We start from the raw sequence: 19,109 nt of genomic DNA, 5'->3' as shown, positions 1-19,109 counted from the left end.
AGTTCTAGTCCATTCCTTATCTTTTTCATATTTCAGTATGAAGCATTCACTTGTGCTCTTGCTAGGGCTAACTAGCCTTGTCTTGAGTAGTGCACCTGCCTACGCTAACCATCCCCCTGCTCCAATCGATTTTGATCCATCGCAATTATCGTCTAACCGCCCCCACCAATTGGCGCAGAAATCCTCTGATGGGTCTCGGTTAAAGCAACAAGATTCTGCTAGTCAGACGCATCAACTAGATACTCATACAGAGATTCACACAGATACCCGCAAACAAATTAATCAATCTGCTAAAGGTCGTGATTTCGATCGATCCAATTCTGAGGAATTATCTCCTGGGGATATTGTTGAAGACTTGTCATCCCGCGATCGATTGCCATCAAACTTACCCCATATGCCCGATCGTTCCTACCAGCTAGAAACCACAGAATCCCCTCCATTTCGGCTTCGAGAGGATCTGACAGATGCAGAACTGTTTGAAGAAGAACCCACCTCTACTTCAGTTGAACCGACACTACCATCAAAATCTCCGAGTATAGAATTAGAATCGTCAGATGCAGCGTTTGATCAATTTTTTGAATCGTTGCAATCTCAGCCATCCTCAGAACCGTCATCTTCAATCAATTCGATCGATCAATCAATTCATCCAACGAATGATTCAACTTTCTCAACTGACCGAAACTTCAGTAGACAACATTCTGCTCAAGCTGAGGTGAACTCTAAAAGCCAGTTAGAAGCTCGCCGTGTGTATCAAACTGATACTCAGAAAAGCAATGCTCGATCGAGTGTTTCTCCTCAATCCTCCCCCGGTCTTGATTTCAGTTTGTCTCCTCATCCCTCATCCCTGCCGCAAGCGACAGTTGCACCTTCTCCAGTTTTGCCTCAACCTGTTCCCCCCTCCCCAGAAACTACTCCCAAGGATAATGCGTTGGATGGATTGAGTAAGGGTGAACTAGAAAAACTGTTTGCGGGCGAGTCGGATTCGCTGGTGGCCATCGCTGTTGGTAGTGCAGAGGGTACTCGATCGCCAGACGGTGGTAAAAATCCTGCCTATCGGGGACACGTTGATCCGGGAAATGGAGTGTGGAATTTGGGTAGTTTTTCCTATCAACATGGTGCAAATTCACCGGAAGAGGCAGACGCCAAGCAACTTGCACGGCTGCGAGCACAAGCCAAAACCATTTTTGATAAGGCGTCTGCCAAAGGGTTGGATCTCACGTTGGAGGAAAAGCTGAACGGTATTGATTTGGCAAACCAAGCTCCCAAAGCGGCTCTCGATGAATGGGGATATATCGATCGATTGGCAGAAGCGTATGCCCGTGGTTTAACTGGCTCGGATGCTATTTTGTGGGCGCGAGTGCAATCCTTTATTAATCCCCGCACGCAAACTTGGGATGCACCCGGTTTGGGCAACAGCCAAGAGCGCATTACCCGCGATCAAGAACGCCGCATGTTTGCCATTGCCGATGCAATCGCCAATTACTTACAACAAATTGCCCATCGATCGTTGCCAAAATCGTCCGATGATCAAGCCAATCGCAAAGACAATATCCAGCAAAATGGTATGGCTCAGTTATTCACTCAGAAATTCATGGATCTATTCGCATCGTCATCCTCCGATAGAGAATCAGATCAACAGGCTGAGTTGCCGATTGTGCAACAGATCCTCAGTTTGAATTTGTCTGGTTAAATTCTGATCTAGTCAAATCCTCAATACTTAGATTATTGAAGGCCTCATTTTGGAGGAATATAGAAATAGGATGATCCGAGGCAAGCGGCAATGAACGGAATTATTATTGGTTGTGGGTATGTGGGCAAGGCAGTTGCACTGTGCTGGAGACAGCACGGAATAACAGTCACTGCTACAACCACCCGTTCCGATCGCTTGCCTGAACTAGAGTTAGTCGCCGATCGGGCTTTGGTGCTGAATGGAAATGCGGCGGCGGCACTGCGATCGGTTCTGGCTGATCAACAAATCGTGTTGCTGAGCGTGGGTGCACCGAATGCCAATGCTTACGAAGAAACCTACTTGCAAACTGCAAAAACGCTTGTCAGCGTGTTGCCAGACGTGCCTGTAGTGCAACAGATTATCTATACGGGCAGCTATGCCGTGTATGGTGATTGCCAAGGCGAATGGGTGACAGAAGCCACGCCAGTGTCGCCTACTAATCGGAATGGCGAAATTTTGGCAGAAACTGAACAGGTTTTGCTGAGTGCCGCGACGAATTCTCGCTCGGTGTGTGTGTTGCGATTGGGAGGCATTTATGGCCCAGGTCGAGAATTGATCAAGATCTTTAGACGAGCCGCTGGAACCACTCGTCCTGGTGATGGCAACGACATCACCAACTGGGTACATCTAGATGATATTGTGGGGGCGATCGACTTTGCTAGAACCCATCGCCTCTGCGGCATTTACAACTTAGTACAAGATGTGCCCACCACTACCGGGCATCTGCTCGGTCAATTGTTTCAAGTGCATCAACTGCCTGCTGTTACTTGGGATGCTAGCCAACCCAGCCATCGTCCCTACAATGCCAAAGTCTCTAACCAAAAATTACGCGAGGCTGGATATTGCTTTCAACACCCATCGATCGACGTAAACCGCTGAGGGGCAAGAGTCAATTGAGATGAACCGATGAATCGGGCAGTGGGAGCGAATATCACTACCGAGATACAATTACCCCGTGTCATCGCAGCACTAGTAGTTGTAGCACTAGTGCAGTTTAGACGGCTCCACGTTTACGCAAGCAGGCGATCATTTGCCGTTTGACCAAACTTGCCCAGGTCTCAAAGTCAAAACTGTCTGCATTGTTAAATGGCGCTGGCGAAATTTCCACTGGTGTGGACTCGTTTTTTGTACTGTTCATCTTCCTTCCTTTTAACCTGAGTTGCCAACACCAAACCGATGTGGACTGGAGGGATTTAGGAGGTGGCGAATGCTGCAATGAATTCTAGCAGTGCAACCAGCCGTTACACAGCAGACAGTATCATCGATGACAGACGCCCCTAAACACCAAACAGCATCTTAAAGGAGCAACGGTTGCTCTAAAATCCATCTAACGGAGTATCCAATCGTATAGATCTAGTAGATCTAGCCTTAAAGTAGCGAGACTTTATTAAGGAGTGGATGAAGTTCAGATTAAGGCTTGAATAACTTTGTTGGGGCAATGCGGATTCAGCTTAGGAAGCAACGGTCTGACTCCAGCGGATATAAGGCAATCGGGTGGCTATTTGCTGGATTTGGTGCGATTGCGCCATTAATTGACCACATGCATCCCAAGTGCCGCCGATAAACATATTCTGAACATCGCGGCTCATCTGTACGGGAATCGTAACATTCTCATACTGAACCTGCATGGCTTCCAGATTAACGCTAATGGAGGTCTGCGGATTGGCCGCAAGCCACTCTTGCAACTGCTGTACTTCTACTGGTGTTGCCATAACACAGGGAAGCCCCAACGCGACACAGTTGCCAAAGAAAATTTCAGCGAAACTTTCGCCGACGATCGCCCGAATTCCCCATCGAGATAGCGCCTGAGGTGCATGTTCCCGAGAAGACCCACAGCCAAAATTGCGATTTACAACCAAAATCTCGGCTCCCTGATATTGAGGCTGATCAAGAGGATGTTGACCCTGCGCTTGGGTCCGATCGTCTCGAAATAAATGCTCTCCTAACCCATCAAATGTGATGCTTTTCAAAAAGCGTGCCGGAATAATCCGATCGGTATCAATGTCATTGCCAACCAGGGGAACGCCCCGACCTGCAATCAATGTCACTTGGCTCATGCATACTCCTTGCATTCAATATCATTATTTGCCGGGTGTGGATTTTGATCGTAGTGTGACTATCTAAAAACGAAGGTGTTACTATCCTTCCTAACAATCGCCCCAATTACAGCCGCTAGAGCAACGATCGCACATCGGTGACTTGCCCTGTCACCGCTGCTGCCGCTACCATCGCCGGACTCATCAGCAACGTGCGTCCCGATGAAGACCCTTGGCGACCCTTAAAGTTGCGGTTGGACGAAGACGCGCTGATTTGCCTTCCCACTAGCTTATCTGGGTTCATCGCTAAGCACATCGAACAACCTGGTTCGCGCCACTCAAACCCGGCGGCTGTAAAGATTCGATCTAAACCTTCCGATTCTGCCTGTTGCTTCACCTGCTCAGATCCTGGAACCACAAAGGCTTTGATGCCTTCTGCTACATGACGCCCCTTAGCAACCTTAGCGGCTTCTTGTAGATCGCTGAGGCGTCCGTTGGTGCAACTACCGATGAAGCACACATCAATCTTGGTGCCGACAATTGGCTGTCCGGGATGCAAGTCCATATACTGATAAGCTTCAGCCGCGATCGCCCGTTCTTTTTCAGGCAGTTCCTCTGGGGTGGGCACCGTTTGATCGATCGCAATGCCTTGTCCGGGTGTAATGCCCCAGGTAACAGTGGGCGGAATCTCAGTCGCGTCAAAAACTACCACATCATCGTATTCTGCATCTGTATTACTGCGCAGACTTGTCCACCAAGCCACCGCTTCATCCCAATCGCTTCCCTGGGGGGCAAAGGGGCGTCCTTTTAGATAATCGAACGTTACCAGATCGGGATTGACATAGCCACAGCGGGCCCCTCCTTCGATCGACATATTGCAAATGGTCATGCGCTCTTCCATGCTCATCTGCTCAAACGTCGTGCCAGCATATTCGTAGGCATAGCCAACGCCACCCGTGACCCCAAGCTGGCGAATTATATGCAGAATTACATCTTTAGCATAGACGCCCGTAGGCAGCGTACCGTTTACTTCAATTTTGCGCACTTTCAGCTTCGACAAAGCCAGAGTTTGCGACGCCAGAACATCCCGTACTTGACTCGTGCCAATGCCAAAGGCGATTGCACCAAATGCGCCATGGGTTGAAGTATGGCTATCTCCGCAGGCGATCGTCATGCCCGGTTGAGTTAAACCCTGTTCAGGAGCCATCACATGTACAATCCCCTGATTGCCAGAACCAATATTGAAGAAGCGAATATGATTGTCTTGGCAATTCTTCTCCAGCGCCTGCATCATCTCTTCTGCCAATGCATCGACAAAGGGACGGGCTTGATTGGTAGTAGGGACAATGTGATCGACCGTCGCAATCGTGCGATCGGGAAACATCACCTTCAGTCCGCGTTCTTGCAGCATGGCAAACGCTTGTGGGCTAGTGACTTCATGAATCAGGTGCAGGCCAATAAACAGTTGAGTTTGTCCAGAGGGCAGCGTACCAACGGTGTGCAAGTCCCAAACTTTATCGAATAAGGTGCCTTTACTCATAGCAATGACTGGGTAATCTCAGTGTTCTTGTGAGGGATCAGCTGACCAGAAATCGATACCATCGTCGCGTTGAAAGCATCGCTTTGAAGATATTGCCTTGAAATTGTAGAACCTGCGCGAAACTCTCACCGAATTCTTTCCAATTTTGTTAGGTAGGACGTTGGTGAGACCTCAATTCAGGATATCTCCACAATAATTCGGCTTATTTTGAATGTCCAATATATTTTTTCTACTAGATTAATACTTTGAATGTATTAGTCAGATGCTGTCGATAGTGCCTAGGTCATAACATCACGGCTCCTAAGTGTTGCAAAATTCCCTGCGCCACCTGTTCAGCCGTTTCACACGCACCATTCATGTACCCTTGCGACCCAATCGAGCAGTGTTCGCCCGCAAACCACAGGTGATCCACTCGCTCAATTTCGGCTCCTCCAAAACGGCTCCACTGCCCGGGTAAATAGCAGGAGTAAGAGCCAAGAGCATGAGGCTCAGTCATCCAAGCTGCCCGCATTGCTTGTCCACGCTTAACCTCTGTCAGTCCAGGAAAGAGCACGTTCAAATCCTCCACTAGGGTTTGGGCATGGGTTTGAGGATTGCCACTCGCCAATTGCACCCCCGCAGTACCACCTCGCAAATCCGTTAGCCAACCGTCAGGGCCCGTCATATAGCGGGCGCTTTCCCACGTGTTCTGAAAAGTTCGATCGGTGTAAATACTAATCGTGGAGTTGTATCGCGTGCGCCAGAGCCGCTCTTGGAAAGGAATGGCCAGTTTAGTGCTTGTGCCATAGCCCAACTCAGCGATCGCCGCCTGTTTGACAGGAGGCAACTCCAGGTCTAGGTTAATTTGCCGCAAGACGGTAAAGGGAACCGTCAGCACCACTTGGTCGTAGCAACGATCGGTGCTGGTGGCTCCGCTGCGTACACTAACTCGATAGCGACCTGTAGCGGTGCGACTGATCGACTCTAGCGCAGTGCCCGTTTCAATCCGCCCATGCAGTCGATCGGCTAACTGGCGAGGAATTTGGTCATTGCCCCCAATCACGTGATAGCGCTCATCGCTGATGCCATAGGTGCTCCACTGACCAGCCTCAGCCCCAATTAAAAACAACAGGTTCAAGCAGGATTGGGATTCTGCATCCAAGCCATATTCGGTAATGTAAGCGACCCGAATCAGTTGTTCAATCACTGGATGCATTGGTGTGGCGGCCAAATACTCAGCTAAGGACAGTCGATCGAGCCGCAATGCATCTGGGTGAGGGTCATGATAGGTCAGTGACCAGCGACTCAGCGTTCCTACATCTTGCGCAATTTGTCGAGCTAGGGGTGCAAATTCATCGGCCACCCACTGGTGAGAAATTCGTTGCCCTTGAAAATATAAGATTTCAGGTTCTAGTCCCTGATCGGCAGCGCGTAAATCGCCCATCTCCAGCCCTAGTTCGGCCGCCAGCGCATGAACCGCATGGTGGTGCGAGTCGATAAATTCTCCTCCCAATTCAACAACGCTTTGACTGCCACTAGCTTTGGCACTCCGTAAGCGTCCGCCGATGCGCGGGCTGGCTTCTATTACCTCCACAGGCACACCCGCCTGATGGAGACGATAGGCCACAGTCAATCCGGCAATTCCGGCTCCTACTACTAGAACCTTGGACGTAGTATCGATCGAAGTGGTATCCAGCAACGGACGCTGAAGGGACGCCCCGCCCGCTTGAACCGTTCGCTTTGAAAAAGACCCGATCGAACCAAAGGGAGCAACACGGCTAACGCCAGCGATCGCCAATCCTTGTAATACTTGCCGACGAGACATACCCAAACTCCGCTTCTCATTCAGTAAGCCTGGTATATCGCTCGTCGGAATTTTCGTAGCGCGAGAAATTTGAAAAATTTGATACGTTCGACGCAATAAATCAATTAAGCTCGTTCTAGACATAAAAACTTGAAAGGTTTAACGATAAGAAGGGGCAGACGATGAGCCACTTCACCGACAACGTAAGAAAACTGGAACGCTTGCAACGACAACGTTCACAAAACCATGCCTTTTCTCTGAGGTATCCTGGAAGTCCTATGGAGGAAGATGTTTCATGCCGTGGTTTGTCAAAATTGAAAAGGGAATTGTAGATAAGTCAACGTTTGACCAGTTCGTTCCTGCCCACAAAGACTATGTTAGAAGCCTGATTGCTAAAGGCCATCAAGCCAAAACTGGATACTGGGGCGAGCGGGGAGGCGGCATGATGCTGTTTACGGCGGCTGATTTAGAAGAAGCCAAGGCGATCGTAGCTCAAGATCCGCTGATTCAGAATGGTTGTGTTGATTATCAAATTCATGAATGGTGCATTGTTATTGAATAAACAAGGATTGGAAACTTTGTGATTACATCGTGATTGCAAAAATGCCTGGTTAATAAGGGACTCTATTAATTTGTGGTTAGTAAAGGATAGGTAAAACTGCATGGCCGATAGCAGCGATGGCTACAAAATTGTGGCCGACAATCGTCAGGCTCGCTTTCAATACGAAATTCTGGAGACCTATGAGGTTGGCGTGGAACTGCGCGGCACCGAGGTCAAGTCAATTCGCCAAGGTAAGGTCAATCTTCGAGATGGCTATGCCCTAATTCGCAATGGCGAAGCTTGGCTGCACAATGTGCATATTTCTCCCCATGACACCGCTAGTCAAGTGTTTAATCACGATCCTCGGCGCACACGTAAACTGTTGCTTCATAGTCAGGAAATTCGCAAACTGATCGGACAGGTTGAGCAAAAGGGCTTAACGCTGGTGCCCCTAAAAATGTATTTGAAGCGCGGTTGGGTGAAGCTGACGATTGGACTTGCGCGTGGTAAGAAACTGCACGACAAACGAGAAGATTTGAAGCAGAAACAAGCGAAACGGGAAATCGAACGAGCGCTTAAAAATTACTGAGAAACTGCCTGAAGCGGTCATACCACCGAAGTCCTAGCCTTCCCAGTAGGAAGAAGCCGCGATCGCTTCTTAACAATTTGTTGCAAGCCAATGATGGTTATGTTATATTTCTTAACAATCGATCTTGGGGTCATCCATCAGCGGTTTGTCATAGGGGTTTGGCTACTGCAAGGATGTTCCGTAGGTATCGGGTTATCTCCTCCCAACACAGCGAGTTTAAGTCAGCCTAAAATATTAAGGCTGGCTTTTCTTTCAAAGAGTCGTGGGTGGGTCTGCCAGCTGTTGGTCTGCCGACCTGATCGAGAGCCGGATATCAAGGTTCAACGTGGCCCTTAACCAATTTGGCTGAAATCTTCTATGAAATCTTGCACAGAACGTACCTGTAGACCCGACGCCGTGATACCTTAGTGAATGGCACAAATGTATAGATGTCTCAACACAACGACCCGATTAAGCGTACCCGTTTCAGTGTTTCAAGCAGGAGAACAAGCTGTCCAATGGTGCGGCTTCTCTCCTCCTGAAGGTACAGTGTTGAGTTGAAAGTATTGTGTAGCATTTATGAAGTGCGTTTATTAAGTTATATTCTCAAAGTCGCTAACAAACTGCATTCACACTACGAAGATTTTCGTGAAACAAATTTTATCCTCACCCACGCCTGTTTTTGCTTTTGACATCCTTTGTTTTTGAGCCTCTGGAGGTATTCTTGTATGTCGATTCGTTTGTATGTAGGCAATTTGCCGAAGGAATTGGAGCGCCAGGAACTAGAAGCACTTTTTGCTGAGTTTGATAACACCATTTCTACGAAAGTGATTACCGATCGTCGAACTGGAAAGTGCCGAGGCTTTGGCTTTGTCACAGTCAAAAACGACGAGCAAGCTGATCAACTCATTGAAAAGTTCAATGGTTATCTGTTCAAAGATAGCCCGTTGAAAATAGAGAAGGCGTTGCCCCGGGCTAAGGGTAAAGCGGGCGAGGAAGGCGAACAATCGGATGCAACTGCTTCTAGTTCTAGCCCCGCTACCACCTCGTCGAGTGGAAACCGGCGTAAGGGAAACAACAAATCTCGTAAATCGGGCGGAACTACCACCACGACAGATAGTGATTCAGTTCAACCTGATCCTCGTTGGGCCCAAGAGTTAGAGAAGCTAAAGCAGCTTTTGGCGACCCAAGCAGCTAATCCGTAAGCCTGCGGTCGTTCCTTGCAGAACCACCTCCCAATCATTTTCGATTAAGGTTTGGAACAAGTAGTGAGGATGGGCGAGTAACTCTGCCCGCCCTTACTATTGGCTGAAGCCATTGGTGGAGGTGCGGCTCGACTGATAGCCCTCGCACTCTATTCTCACCCGCCCTTACTCCAACCCCTCTCCCAAAGTAGGCGAGGGGCTTTTCAAATCAGTCAATAGCATAACCGTTTGTAGTAACAAGTTAGGACGCAGCGGTTGTGTAAGACAGCCATCTACTCCAACAATGGGTTCAACTTCCTGCTGTTCCAACTCGATCGGCGTTAGCACAATGATTTTGAGGTGCTTTGTCATTGGATTTTGGCGCAATTGTTGAATCAAGTGTTGTCCATCAATATCGGGAAGCTGAAAATTCATGATTACAGCGATCGGTTGCAGCACCTCGATTTGGTTGATCACCGTCGAACCTTCCAACATCCACACAATTTGATAGCCAGCGGCTGTCAGCACATCACAGACCAAATCGGCATTGTCTTCATCGTGCTCAATTAACACAATTCGCCCCCGTGCAGGATTGGCAATTGAGGCGCTGCGGGTTTTCAATGCAGAACCCTTACCCGGAAGGACCTGAATTGGCAACCGAACCGTAAACACCGAACCAATGCCAACGGTTGATTCGACATCAATCCAACCGCCGTGTAGCTCCACTAATTGCTTAGTTAACGCCAGCCCCAACCCCGTGCCGCGATACTGGCGCTGATATCCCGCATTAAGCTGACGGAATTTTTGAAACAACAGCGGCAACTGCTCTTCAGGAATGCCAATGCCCTGATCTTTCACTTGAAAAGTGGCCAGATTTTCCTCAGCAAATACGCGCAATGTCACCTGTCCCCCTGCAGGCGTAAATTTGATGGCATTATCTAGCAAATTGAAGAGAATCTGCTGAAGTCGGCGTGGATCGGCAACAAAGCGATCGTATTGTGGTGGAATTCTCAAATCGACTTCCAATGCTACCTCATTCAGGGTTGCTTGTCCCTCAAACGCTTTCAAGGACTGTTGTGACAGTCGTGATAGGGAAAACTCGCTGAGGCTCAGCAGCATTTTGCCCGCCTCTACCTGCGACAGATCCAAGATATCGTTAATCAACGCCAACAAATACTCACCGCTATCGTGGATAGTTTGCAGAAAATGTTGCTGTCGTTCATTCAGTATGCCGTGCGTCCAGCGTTGCAGCGTTGCTGACATGCCAATAATACAAGTCAGCGGAGTGCGTAGCTCATGGCTAACAGCCGCTAAAAATTCGCTCTTGGCCCGATTAGCCGACTGAGCCGACTGCATCACATCGTGCAACTCTTGTGTGCGCTTGATGACACGCTGCTCTAAAGTCCGTTTTTGCTGCTGAAGTTCGGCATACAGTTGAGCCTGACTAATGGCGATCGCCAAGTGCTCGGCAATTTGATGTAAAAATCGCTGTTCGCTGTCCTGCCAGCGTCTTGGGTGGTCACATTGATGAGCAATTAATAGTCCCCAGAGGTGATCGCGAATCAAAATTGGCACCACGAGCTTTGATCGAATTCTGGCCTGCTCTAAGAAGTTGAGCAGACAGGGAATCGCTGCGTATTTCGCGTGAACATCTTCAATCACGATGGCTCGCTTCCGATCCGATGATAGACCTGGCTGATTCGATCGCGCAAAACAGTGGGCTTCCGAAAAATTGAGTACCGATGGAATCTCAGGTGATACCCTTGCCTCATAGATGACTCTTCCTTGATCTAGGCGATTGTCCTCGGTGGTAACGCCAGCAGACATGATGTCTTGAAACAGATCAGTACTAGATTGGTCTGACGCAAAGCGATAAATCACCAGGCGATCGACCCGCAACACCTGCCGCACCTGTTCAACAGCCGTTTGCAAAATTACCGGTAGTTCCAAACTTTGACGAATTTGGGTGGTTACTTGGTTCAGCAACCGCTCCTGCTGAATTTGTTGCTGCAATACTGTTCCGATTGGAAGCGATTGGAGCGTGGAAGAAGCCTCAGGAGTCGTGCCAGGGGCTGTTTGCGTCAGTCGAGCAATCAAGCGTAGGGTAAACTGGTTTTGCCACTGTGGATCATTACTGGGGCACAGCACCGCCCGTGCCTGCTCAATAGCTTGACATAAGGCAGATGTAGAGAAAGATAGCGCACAGAGGCGATCGAGAAAGTCTGTGATTTCAGACGCATCAAAGGAGAGCCTAATCCGACAGGTTGGACAGGAAGGTTGTGGCGTTTCTCCAGTCGATCGAGTGGCTTTTGTTCTTGATGTTGACTGTGATGTCGGCTCCGATGGTTCGGAGGCAAGGAATCGACTTTGAAGCATCGCACTAAAGGATTTTGATGCCACCACTATAAATTGATCAAATTGATCTGCGCCAAGATTTGTTGCCACAGTAGAAGCGGTCAGCGGCAACAAATCTTCAGTTAGAACCCTGGCTCCGATCTCTTGAGCAATCTCTTGGAGCAGTGCTCGGATCTGAAAAGCGTGTTTGGGGGAAAGGGGTTGATCGGATGGAGGTTCAAGGATGTGCATGGTTCCACCCATACTACCCTGGGCATTTTCAAACGATATCATTCTTTTGATAGGGATCTCCACTCAACACCCCAGAAAATTATGAAGAATGGGTAGAAATTAACTCAAAAAAGTTTGACAAATTTGTTTTGATTGAGCATAATGAAGATCGCGCCAAAAACGCAACGTACAAGGGACCGTAGTTCAATTGGTTAGAGCACCGCCCTGTCACGGCGGAAGTTGCGGGTTCGAGCCCCGTCGGTCCCGTTTTATGAATAACTAGTGGTGGCAACTGGTGACTCTGATTGCCATTACTGGAATGCTTGGTAAGAGGATGCAATATAGATCACCAAGTCCCTACTCTCTACTTCAAGATACACTTACACGTAAGGTTTCTATTTATAGCTCTATGGGTGCCTGCCCTACGTTCATGCTTCACACCAGTAGGCTATAGAGCACTCTACAGAGCATTTCCATATAGCATCAGTGACATAGCATCAGCATTCCTAAGTATTCTTACGATCGTCCTAATTCGGAACCATGAGGTTTCCGTATTTATAACACGTTCGTTCTTAGCGACCTTCCTTTAGCTTGGATAAGCAAGCAAAAGTGATTGCACATTCTTCTTAAACCAGTATTTTTTCTTATTTATCTTTAATCCTTATGCCATCTCTTAACGATTCCTGGCAACAGCAACACCAACAGCGAAAACAGGCGCTCACACAGCGAAAACAGGAGGTTTGTCAATTGTTGACACGCTATCGTGAAATGCGTCAAGTTACTGCTCTCCAGCAGCAACGTCAACGACAATCCTTGCGGCAAACGTTAGCTCGCCATCATTATCATCGTCAATACGTTGCTCAGCAGGCCCACGTTGCTCGATTGACTGAAGTCAAAGTACGGCGACAGGAGATGCAGAATTATTTGACCGATATTTCACTGGTGCGACAAATTCAGACAGAAGAATTGCAGCAAAAATTGGCGCAAAGCCGAGCAGTCCGAACCGCAGTCATGCAAACACTCTTTCAGGACTTCGCTGAGTTTCGAGTCGAATTGCAGCAGTTTCGATTGCAATTATCGATGACTGTATGGGGTCGCTCAACGTCTGCAAGCTGAAGTCCCGTCAAGCAGTTATTTCTTCGCGCTAGTTTCTCACGCAGTTTTAATGAGGTGGTTGTGACAACTGTTCTTCACGCTAGCCCGTACCAATTTGTGGATACCCCATCTATTCAGCGCCTTGTTTTGCGCGCACTTCGTTATTTGCGATCGGGATATGCTGTGCATTTACGTGGCCCGGCTGGTACTGGCAAAACGACATTGGCGATTCATTTAGCGAACCTATTAGCTCGCCCCATTGTAGTAGTATTTGGCGATGATGAAGTGAAGTCATCGGATTTAGTTGGCACGCAATCTGGTTTTACGCGAAAAAAGGTGGTGGACAATTTTATTCACAGCGTCATCAAGGTGGAAGATGAATTGCAGCAAGCGTGGGTCGATGCGCGGTTAACCCTGGCTTGCAAAGAAGGATTAACCTTGGTCTATGATGAATTCAATCGATCGCGTCCAGAGGGTAACAATGTCCTGTTATCAGTTCTCGAGGAAAAGCTGTTAGTTTTGCCGCCTCATCGCCACCGGCAGGAATATATCCGAGTTCATCCTGAGTTTCGCGCTATTTTCACATCCAATCCGGAAGAATATTGCGGTGTCCATGCTGCTCAAAATGCGCTGCTCGATCGCATGATTACAATTAATGTTCCAGAGCCAGATGTGTTCACACAAACTGAAATCTTGATGCGTAAAACGGCGATCAGTCAAGCGGATGCTGCGACCATTGTTCAGCTTGTTGGAGCGTTTCGTGATCAAACTCAGGCTGAAAAAACATCAGGTCTGCGATCGGCACTGATGCTCGCGACAATTTGCTGTGATCATCACATTCGCGTAGCACCCAACAACGAAGATTTTCAAGAACTTTGCCAAGATGTCTTGTTATCCAGGAGTTCGTTGATGATGGATGATGGCATGCAGGTGCTTCAGACTTTGTTTGCTCAATTGGAATTCTATGATGAATCACGCTACCAACCTGAATCAGTGAATACACTTCAACAGTTTGCAGACAATTTTACCAATTGCTCTACAAGAAATGTAAATCCATCCGAGACATATTCAGTTTCTTCTGTTTTCTATAGCTTAAACTCAATCAATAACCAAGCGAATGAATTTGAAATAGATTTAGAAACACTAGAAGTAGAAGAAACAAAACAAGTAGAAAACACAGTAAAAAGCAATGAATTAAAATCTCTCGAACCACAAATAGCAATCGATCGACATATCATCAACTATTTGCAAGAAACAGAAGGTGCCCGGTTACTAGAAATTGAACAAGACTTAGAATTAAGTCGAATCGAATTAATTGCGGCTTTAAAGACACTGCTGCGCGAAAAGAAGGTGATCCAGCACGATCGGATCTATAAATTGGTGGAACCTAAATTGGTAGAACCTTCAATCGATTAGTCTGCTAGAACAATGGCGGCTTTCACAATGGAGGCATCTGCTGTACGAGCAATCTCAAACCCCAGTTTTTCACATACTCGTTGCATTCCAATATTTTCAAATAAAATCTCGGCTGTAATTCGCTTGATGCGTTCATTCAGTCCAATTTGCAGTAATCGACGGAGCAATTCAGTTCCCAATCCTTGCCCTTGTGCTCGATCGCTAACCAGTAGCGCAAATTCTGCTTCATCAGTGGTCCGCAGTTTGCTCAGCCGGGCAACACCCAAAATGTCATGAATTCCTGTTTCAGGATTTTGATAATCTGCGACTAGGGCCATCTCGCGATCGTAATCAATAAAACAGATACGGGTTAGGCGTTCGTGGGCAATGCGTTGGCTTAGTTTAATCAAGTGAAAATAACGGAAATACACGCTCTGTTCCGATAGAGATTGATGAAACCGAATAATCAGTGGCTCATCTTCAGGGCGAATGGGGCGAACGGTGACTGTCCTACCATCCCGTAATGTCCAAGAACTAACATATTGAGTGGGATAGGGTCGAATCGCCAGCGTTGGTAGCTGATTTTCGTCAAGGGTCGCATCGTGCAAAACAATGCAAGCATCCAATGCTATCAAGGAAGAGGGAGTAGTTGCTCCTACAAACGGTGCTAGGAGTGGATTGATATCGATCGCTTTGATCCAGCGCTGCTCTGCCACTAGTTGGCTAAATCGTACCAACAGTTGCTCCAGTGCTGCTAGATCGATCGGTTGTCCTTGCACTCCTTGTAAGGCTTTGTAGATGCGGGTTTGTTCCATCAGCCGTCGGGCTAAGGTGGAATTCAGTGGAGGAAGGGCGATTGCTCGATCTTGAAATACTTCTACCAACTGTCCACCGGCCCCGAACACTATCACCGAACCAAATTGAGGATCAAGCCCACTGCCAACAATTAACTCATAACCCCTTGGCCTCACCATTGGCTGTACCGTTACACCCAGAAAATGCTCTGCTCCAACCGTTTGAGAGACTGCATCCTTAATTGCTTGATAGGCTCGTTGTACGGCTTCAGCATCAACTAGATTCAGTCGCACACTGCCAACATCGACTTTTTGAATGATGGTTTTAGAGAATAGTTTGAGAGCGACTGGATATCCAATTTTCTCTGCACAGTTGACTGCATCAGTTACGGTTGCAGCAACACAAGTTGGAAGCACTGGAATTCCATACGCTGCCAAAATTTGTTTGGATTCTGTTTCTGTGAGGATTGTTTGGTTGGCTTGTCTTGCAGCAGTAATAATAGAGTCAACAAGAGCACGATCGGGGATTTCCGCCTCTGAACTTGCTACTAGAACAGGAGTCTCATAGATCCCCCGTAGATTGTAGCTAAATTGCCACAAGTAGCTGAACACACGGGCAGCCGTATCGGGAAAGCGGTAGGTAGGAATCTGAGCTTGGTTCAGCAACAGTTCACCCGCATTGACGCTAAAGTCTCCCATCCAACTCGCCAAAATTGGTTTAGAGCGATCCCCGTTTTGTTTAACTTGATGTTCAAGCCAAGTCTTTATTTGTTCTGCTGTTTGTGTCGGCTCAGTCATCATCTGAGGGGTGAGAATCACGAGCAAGCCATCGCTCTCTGGATCTTGGGCAGCAATTTGAATCGTCTGCTGATAGCGATCGGGGTCAGCATCTTCAAGAATATCAATCGGATTATGGTGACTCCAGAGTGGAGGTAAATAGGCAGTGAGAGCGGCGATCGAAGCGTCTGACAAAGGAGCCAGTTCTCCGCCATTGACAAGCAACGCATCTGCTGCCAGTTCCCCTAGACTGCCTGCATTGGTAACGATCGTCAAGCGGGGACCTTTGGGACGAGGTTGTTTTGCCAGTACCTCTGCCATATCAAACAGTGCAGCGATGGAATTCACCCGCAGTACTCCACATCGACGAAAGGCCGCATCCAACACAGCATCACTGCTAACTAATGCTCCGGTAGAAGACATAGCTGCCTGTGCCGTTGCCTCGGGACGACCTGCCTTCAGCACAATAATGGGTTTCGTTAGGGCCACCTCTCGTGCCGCAGACAGAAATGATCGGGCATCTCCGATCGTTTCCATATAAATCACAATGCTATGGGTGTTGGGGTCGTCGCCTAGATAATCGATTAAATCTCCCCAACTTATATCCAGCATCGTACCAATTGATACGAAGGTGCTGAATCCGACATTTTCGCGAAAACTCCAATCTAAAATAGCAGAACAGATTGCACTACTTTGGCTAATAAAGCCGACATTGCCCGGACGTGCCATGGCATTGGCAAAGGTGGCATTGAAGCCTATGCTTGGGTTCATCGCACCTAGACAGTTCGGCCCCATCAATCGTAGGGAGTGGCGTTGCAAGTGTTCACTAATTTGCCGTTCCAGTTCTAGTCCTGCTGCACCAGTTTCCCGAAACCCATCCGAAAGCACAATCGCGCCTTTGACCCCTGCCGCTCCACATTGTTCGACGATTGCAGGCACGGTTGATGCTGAGGTTGCAATTACAGCTAAGTCGATCGGCTCTGGAATATCGGCAAGGGTGGGATAGGACTTGATCCCCAAAACACTGGGATGGTCTGGACTAACTGGATAAACAGTTCCACTAAAGGCATTGCTGATCAGGTTCCACAACACACTTCGTCCGATCCTCGATCGTTCTGTAGCACCGATAACAGCAACGGAGTTGGGTGCAAAAATGGCATCGAGCGGTCGATGCTCAGGTCTCAAAAAATCGCAAGCGTAATCTGAGGTAGATGACATGTGGGTTCACTTGATGTTGTACTAGTGCGAATGAGTTGATGGCAACCTTCATCATCAACACAACAAGCAAGCAGAGGAGAAAGCTCACCCAAACTGTAGCAAATCCCTGAGCATGGTTTTTTTGAAATTAAGCTGGTACCTGTTTTATCCTGAAAGAACGTTCTGCTTAAAAATTAAATCTATTTCGTTGATGGTTGATTGATAGTGTTTCTTACTGCTCTGAGGACGGTGGAAGATGAGACGATCGCAACGTTGGTGGGTGATTCTGGTGATATTTACAGCAGCGCTTACGCTCACCCTTTCTAATTGCACCCCTCAGACGGCTACAACGTCCTCAGGTTCTGCCAATGCCGGAAGCGGAACCAACACTCTCGTTTTTGGAGCGGTGGGCGATCCTGTCACTTTAGAATCTGGCAATGCGACGGATGCCTATTCTGGATATGTACAGCAACAGCTTTACGATCGGCTGCTAGATTTTGAACCTGGCACGACCACTTTAATTCCGGCGTTGGCCACAGACTGGTCGGTTTCTGACGATCGGCTAAGGTGGACGTTTAAGCTCCGAGAAGGTGTCAAGTTTCACGATGGTACAGACTTTAATGCTGAAGCCGTGCGTGCCAATGTCAATCGCTGGTGGAACCCGGACGATCCGTTGGGCTTCCGCGAGGCAGGCAAAACTTACGAAATTTGGCCACAATTATTCGGCGGGTTTAAAGGCTCGGATGAATCCCTGCTGCAAGATTTGCGAGTGGTGGACGATTACACTGTTGAATTTATTCTGAAGCAACCGTTTGCCGCTTTTCCGGCGGCGATCGCCTCCGGGTACTTTGGCTTTTCTAGTCCCGCTGCTATTCGACAAGCTGGGGCCGATTACGGGTTGCCCAGCGTAGGAGCCGTTGGCACAGGTCCCTACAAGTTTGTGGAGTGGCGCAATGGCGATCGGGTAGTGCTGACCAACAATCCAGACTATTGGCAAGCTGACCTGCCTAAAACCGATGAGTTAATTTTCCGCACCATTAAGGAAAGCTCCTCGCGGCTAGCAGAACTGCGCACCGGGTCGATCGACTTTGCCGAAAGCTTTTCGCCTGAACAACTGAGTGAAATTAATCGCGACACGAATTTAGAAGAACGGCGGCGTCCCTCGTTTAATGTGGGCTACTTAGCGCTGAATCCGAGTTATGAACCCCTTTCTAAGAAGGAAGTTCGGCACGCAATCGCCATGTCAATCAACAAGCAAGCCTTGGTGGATGCTTTCTGGTCTGGGCTAGCAGTGACAGACCCCCATTTCACCCCTCCCTCAATGAAAGCTTATCAAGACCAGAGCTTGAGGGACTATGAATATAACCCCGATCGAGCCAAGCAACTGCTAGCCGAGGCGGGCTATCCTGATGGGTTTGACCTGGAGTTGTGGTATTCTCCTATCACCGGGACTGTGTTTCCCACCCCCAAACCGATTGCCGAAGCTTGGGCGGCTGATTTGGCAGCGGTTGGTATTCGCGTCAGCCTCAATACCAAAGACTGGGCCGCCTACCTAGCCGATCGCAACAAAGCGCCGGGTTATCAAGCCTTTATGTTGGCGTGGGGGGGTGATTATGGCGATCCCGATAATTTCTACTATCCGCATTTTGGCCCCGGTTCTACCGCAGATATTGGCAACTGGAAAAACGATCGGGTGTTTCAATTACTAGACGAGGCTCGTAGCGAAGAAGACGAAACGCGACGGGCACAAATGTATGCAGAAGTCGATCGAATTTTGCACGATGAAGCGGTACGCTTGCCGATGGTACATTCAGAACCCCTGTTGGTACAGCGCACGAACCTAACAGGGTGGACGCCAAGTCCCTTGGGCAATGAATCTTTTGCCACAATTGAAAAATCTTAGAC

General features: G+C 48.3%; 14 protein-coding genes and 1 tRNA gene. 9 read left to right on the top strand and 6 right to left on the bottom strand.

Annotated features, from left to right (window positions below; genetic code table 11):
- The first annotated feature begins 37 nt into the window (after positions 1-37).
- The gene (locus OXH18_RS05975) at positions 38-1,690 is read left to right on the top strand and encodes a hypothetical protein (RefSeq protein WP_268611525.1); all 1,653 of its coding nucleotides are present in this window, start codon (positions 38-40) and stop codon (positions 1,688-1,690) included.
- A gap of 90 nt (positions 1,691-1,780) precedes the next feature.
- Positions 1,781-2,608, top strand: coding sequence for an SDR family oxidoreductase (locus OXH18_RS05970; protein ID WP_268611523.1), 828 nt, complete (start codon positions 1,781-1,783; stop codon positions 2,606-2,608).
- 115 nt (positions 2,609-2,723) lie between these two features.
- On the opposite strand, the gene OXH18_RS05965 is transcribed toward OXH18_RS05970, so the two are convergent.
- The 4 genes from OXH18_RS05965 to OXH18_RS05950 form a co-directional block, all read right to left on the bottom strand.
- A complete protein-coding gene (locus OXH18_RS05965) occupies positions 2,724-2,867 on the bottom strand; it encodes a hypothetical protein (RefSeq protein ID WP_268611522.1) in 144 nt (47 codons plus the stop codon).
- Positions 2,868-3,180: 313 nt separating this feature from the next.
- Positions 3,181-3,786, bottom strand: a complete 606-nt coding sequence (leuD, locus tag OXH18_RS05960) for a 3-isopropylmalate dehydratase small subunit (RefSeq protein WP_268611521.1) — start codon at positions 3,784-3,786, stop codon at positions 3,181-3,183.
- 115 nt (positions 3,787-3,901) lie between these two features.
- Entirely contained in the window at positions 3,902-5,305 is a 1,404-nt protein-coding gene (leuC, locus tag OXH18_RS05955) for a 3-isopropylmalate dehydratase large subunit (protein ID WP_268611520.1), read from the bottom strand.
- Between the two features lie 283 nt (positions 5,306-5,588).
- Entirely contained in the window at positions 5,589-7,232 is a 1,644-nt protein-coding gene (locus OXH18_RS05950; protein ID WP_268611519.1) for a flavin monoamine oxidase family protein, read from the bottom strand.
- A 151-nt stretch (positions 7,233-7,383) separates the two neighbouring features.
- On the opposite strand from OXH18_RS05950, the gene OXH18_RS05945 reads away from it, so the two are divergent.
- From OXH18_RS05945 to OXH18_RS05935, 3 genes are all read left to right on the top strand, one after another.
- A complete protein-coding gene (locus OXH18_RS05945; protein ID WP_268611518.1) occupies positions 7,384-7,650 on the top strand; it encodes a YciI family protein in 267 nt (88 codons plus the stop codon).
- 100 nt (positions 7,651-7,750) lie between these two features.
- A complete protein-coding gene (smpB, locus tag OXH18_RS05940; RefSeq protein WP_268611517.1) occupies positions 7,751-8,218 on the top strand; it encodes an SsrA-binding protein SmpB in 468 nt (155 codons plus the stop codon).
- Between the two features lie 707 nt (positions 8,219-8,925).
- Positions 8,926-9,402, top strand: coding sequence for an RNA recognition motif domain-containing protein (locus OXH18_RS05935; RefSeq protein WP_268611515.1), 477 nt, complete (start codon positions 8,926-8,928; stop codon positions 9,400-9,402).
- A 165-nt stretch (positions 9,403-9,567) separates the two neighbouring features.
- Here the strand turns inward: OXH18_RS05935 and OXH18_RS05930 are convergent, their stop codons facing one another.
- Entirely contained in the window at positions 9,568-12,009 is a 2,442-nt protein-coding gene (locus OXH18_RS05930) for a hybrid sensor histidine kinase/response regulator (protein ID WP_268611514.1), read from the bottom strand.
- 130 nt (positions 12,010-12,139) lie between these two features.
- Here OXH18_RS05930 and OXH18_RS05925 point away from each other — a divergent pair.
- The 3 genes from OXH18_RS05925 (at position 12,140) to gvpN (ending at position 14,457) form a co-directional block, all read left to right on the top strand.
- A tRNA-Asp gene (locus OXH18_RS05925) sits at positions 12,140-12,213 on the top strand.
- Between the two features lie 396 nt (positions 12,214-12,609).
- Entirely contained in the window at positions 12,610-13,062 is a 453-nt protein-coding gene (locus OXH18_RS05920; RefSeq protein WP_268611513.1) for a hypothetical protein, read from the top strand.
- A 60-nt stretch (positions 13,063-13,122) separates the two neighbouring features.
- The gene (gvpN, locus tag OXH18_RS05915) at positions 13,123-14,457 is read left to right on the top strand and encodes a gas vesicle protein GvpN (RefSeq protein WP_268611512.1); all 1,335 of its coding nucleotides are present in this window, start codon (positions 13,123-13,125) and stop codon (positions 14,455-14,457) included.
- On the opposite strand, the gene OXH18_RS05910 is transcribed toward gvpN, so the two are convergent.
- The gene (locus tag OXH18_RS05910) at positions 14,454-17,225 is read right to left on the bottom strand and encodes a bifunctional acetate--CoA ligase family protein/GNAT family N-acetyltransferase (RefSeq protein WP_268611511.1); all 2,772 of its coding nucleotides are present in this window, start codon (positions 17,223-17,225) and stop codon (positions 14,454-14,456) included. The two genes, gvpN and OXH18_RS05910, sit on opposite strands and share 4 nt — an antisense overlap.
- Positions 17,226-17,460: 235 nt before the next feature.
- Between OXH18_RS05910 and OXH18_RS05905 the strand changes: the two genes are divergently transcribed.
- On the top strand, positions 17,461-19,107 hold the full coding sequence (locus OXH18_RS05905) for an ABC transporter substrate-binding protein (protein WP_268611509.1): 1,647 nt from the start codon (positions 17,461-17,463) through the stop codon (positions 19,105-19,107).
- Positions 19,108-19,109 lie beyond the last annotated feature (2 nt).

This window comes from Thermocoleostomius sinensis A174, from assembly GCF_026802175.1.
In the GTDB taxonomy this organism is placed as follows: domain Bacteria; phylum Cyanobacteriota; class Cyanobacteriia; order Elainellales; family Elainellaceae; genus Thermocoleostomius; species Thermocoleostomius sinensis.
Note: the sequence above shows the minus strand (reverse complement) of the source record. Positions and strands in the feature narration are given on the sequence as shown.

What these genes read in the sequence shown, in the direction of transcription:
- OXH18_RS05975 (WP_268611525.1), top strand. Translation starts at nt 38, where the DNA reads ATGAAGCATTCACTTGTGCTCTTGCTAGGGCTAACTAGCCTTGTCTTG.
- OXH18_RS05970 (WP_268611523.1), top strand. Translation starts at nt 1,781, where the DNA reads ATGAACGGAATTATTATTGGTTGTGGGTATGTGGGCAAGGCAGTTGCA.
- OXH18_RS05965 (WP_268611522.1), bottom strand. Translation starts at nt 2,867, where the DNA reads ATGAACAGTACAAAAAACGAGTCCACACCAGTGGAAATTTCGCCAGCG.
- leuD (WP_268611521.1), bottom strand. Translation starts at nt 3,786, where the DNA reads ATGAGCCAAGTGACATTGATTGCAGGTCGGGGCGTTCCCCTGGTTGGC.
- leuC (WP_268611520.1), bottom strand. Translation starts at nt 5,305, where the DNA reads ATGAGTAAAGGCACCTTATTCGATAAAGTTTGGGACTTGCACACCGTT.
- OXH18_RS05950 (WP_268611519.1), bottom strand. Translation starts at nt 7,232, where the DNA reads ATGTCTAGAACGAGCTTAATTGATTTATTGCGTCGAACGTATCAAATT.
- OXH18_RS05945 (WP_268611518.1), top strand. Translation starts at nt 7,384, where the DNA reads ATGCCGTGGTTTGTCAAAATTGAAAAGGGAATTGTAGATAAGTCAACG.
- smpB (WP_268611517.1), top strand. Translation starts at nt 7,751, where the DNA reads ATGGCCGATAGCAGCGATGGCTACAAAATTGTGGCCGACAATCGTCAG.
- OXH18_RS05935 (WP_268611515.1), top strand. Translation starts at nt 8,926, where the DNA reads ATGTCGATTCGTTTGTATGTAGGCAATTTGCCGAAGGAATTGGAGCGC.
- OXH18_RS05930 (WP_268611514.1), bottom strand. Translation starts at nt 12,009, where the DNA reads ATGATATCGTTTGAAAATGCCCAGGGTAGTATGGGTGGAACCATGCAC.
- OXH18_RS05920 (WP_268611513.1), top strand. Translation starts at nt 12,610, where the DNA reads ATGCCATCTCTTAACGATTCCTGGCAACAGCAACACCAACAGCGAAAA.
- OXH18_RS05910 (WP_268611511.1), bottom strand. Translation starts at nt 17,225, where the DNA reads ATGTCATCTACCTCAGATTACGCTTGCGATTTTTTGAGACCTGAGCAT.
- OXH18_RS05905 (WP_268611509.1), top strand. Translation starts at nt 17,461, where the DNA reads ATGAGACGATCGCAACGTTGGTGGGTGATTCTGGTGATATTTACAGCA.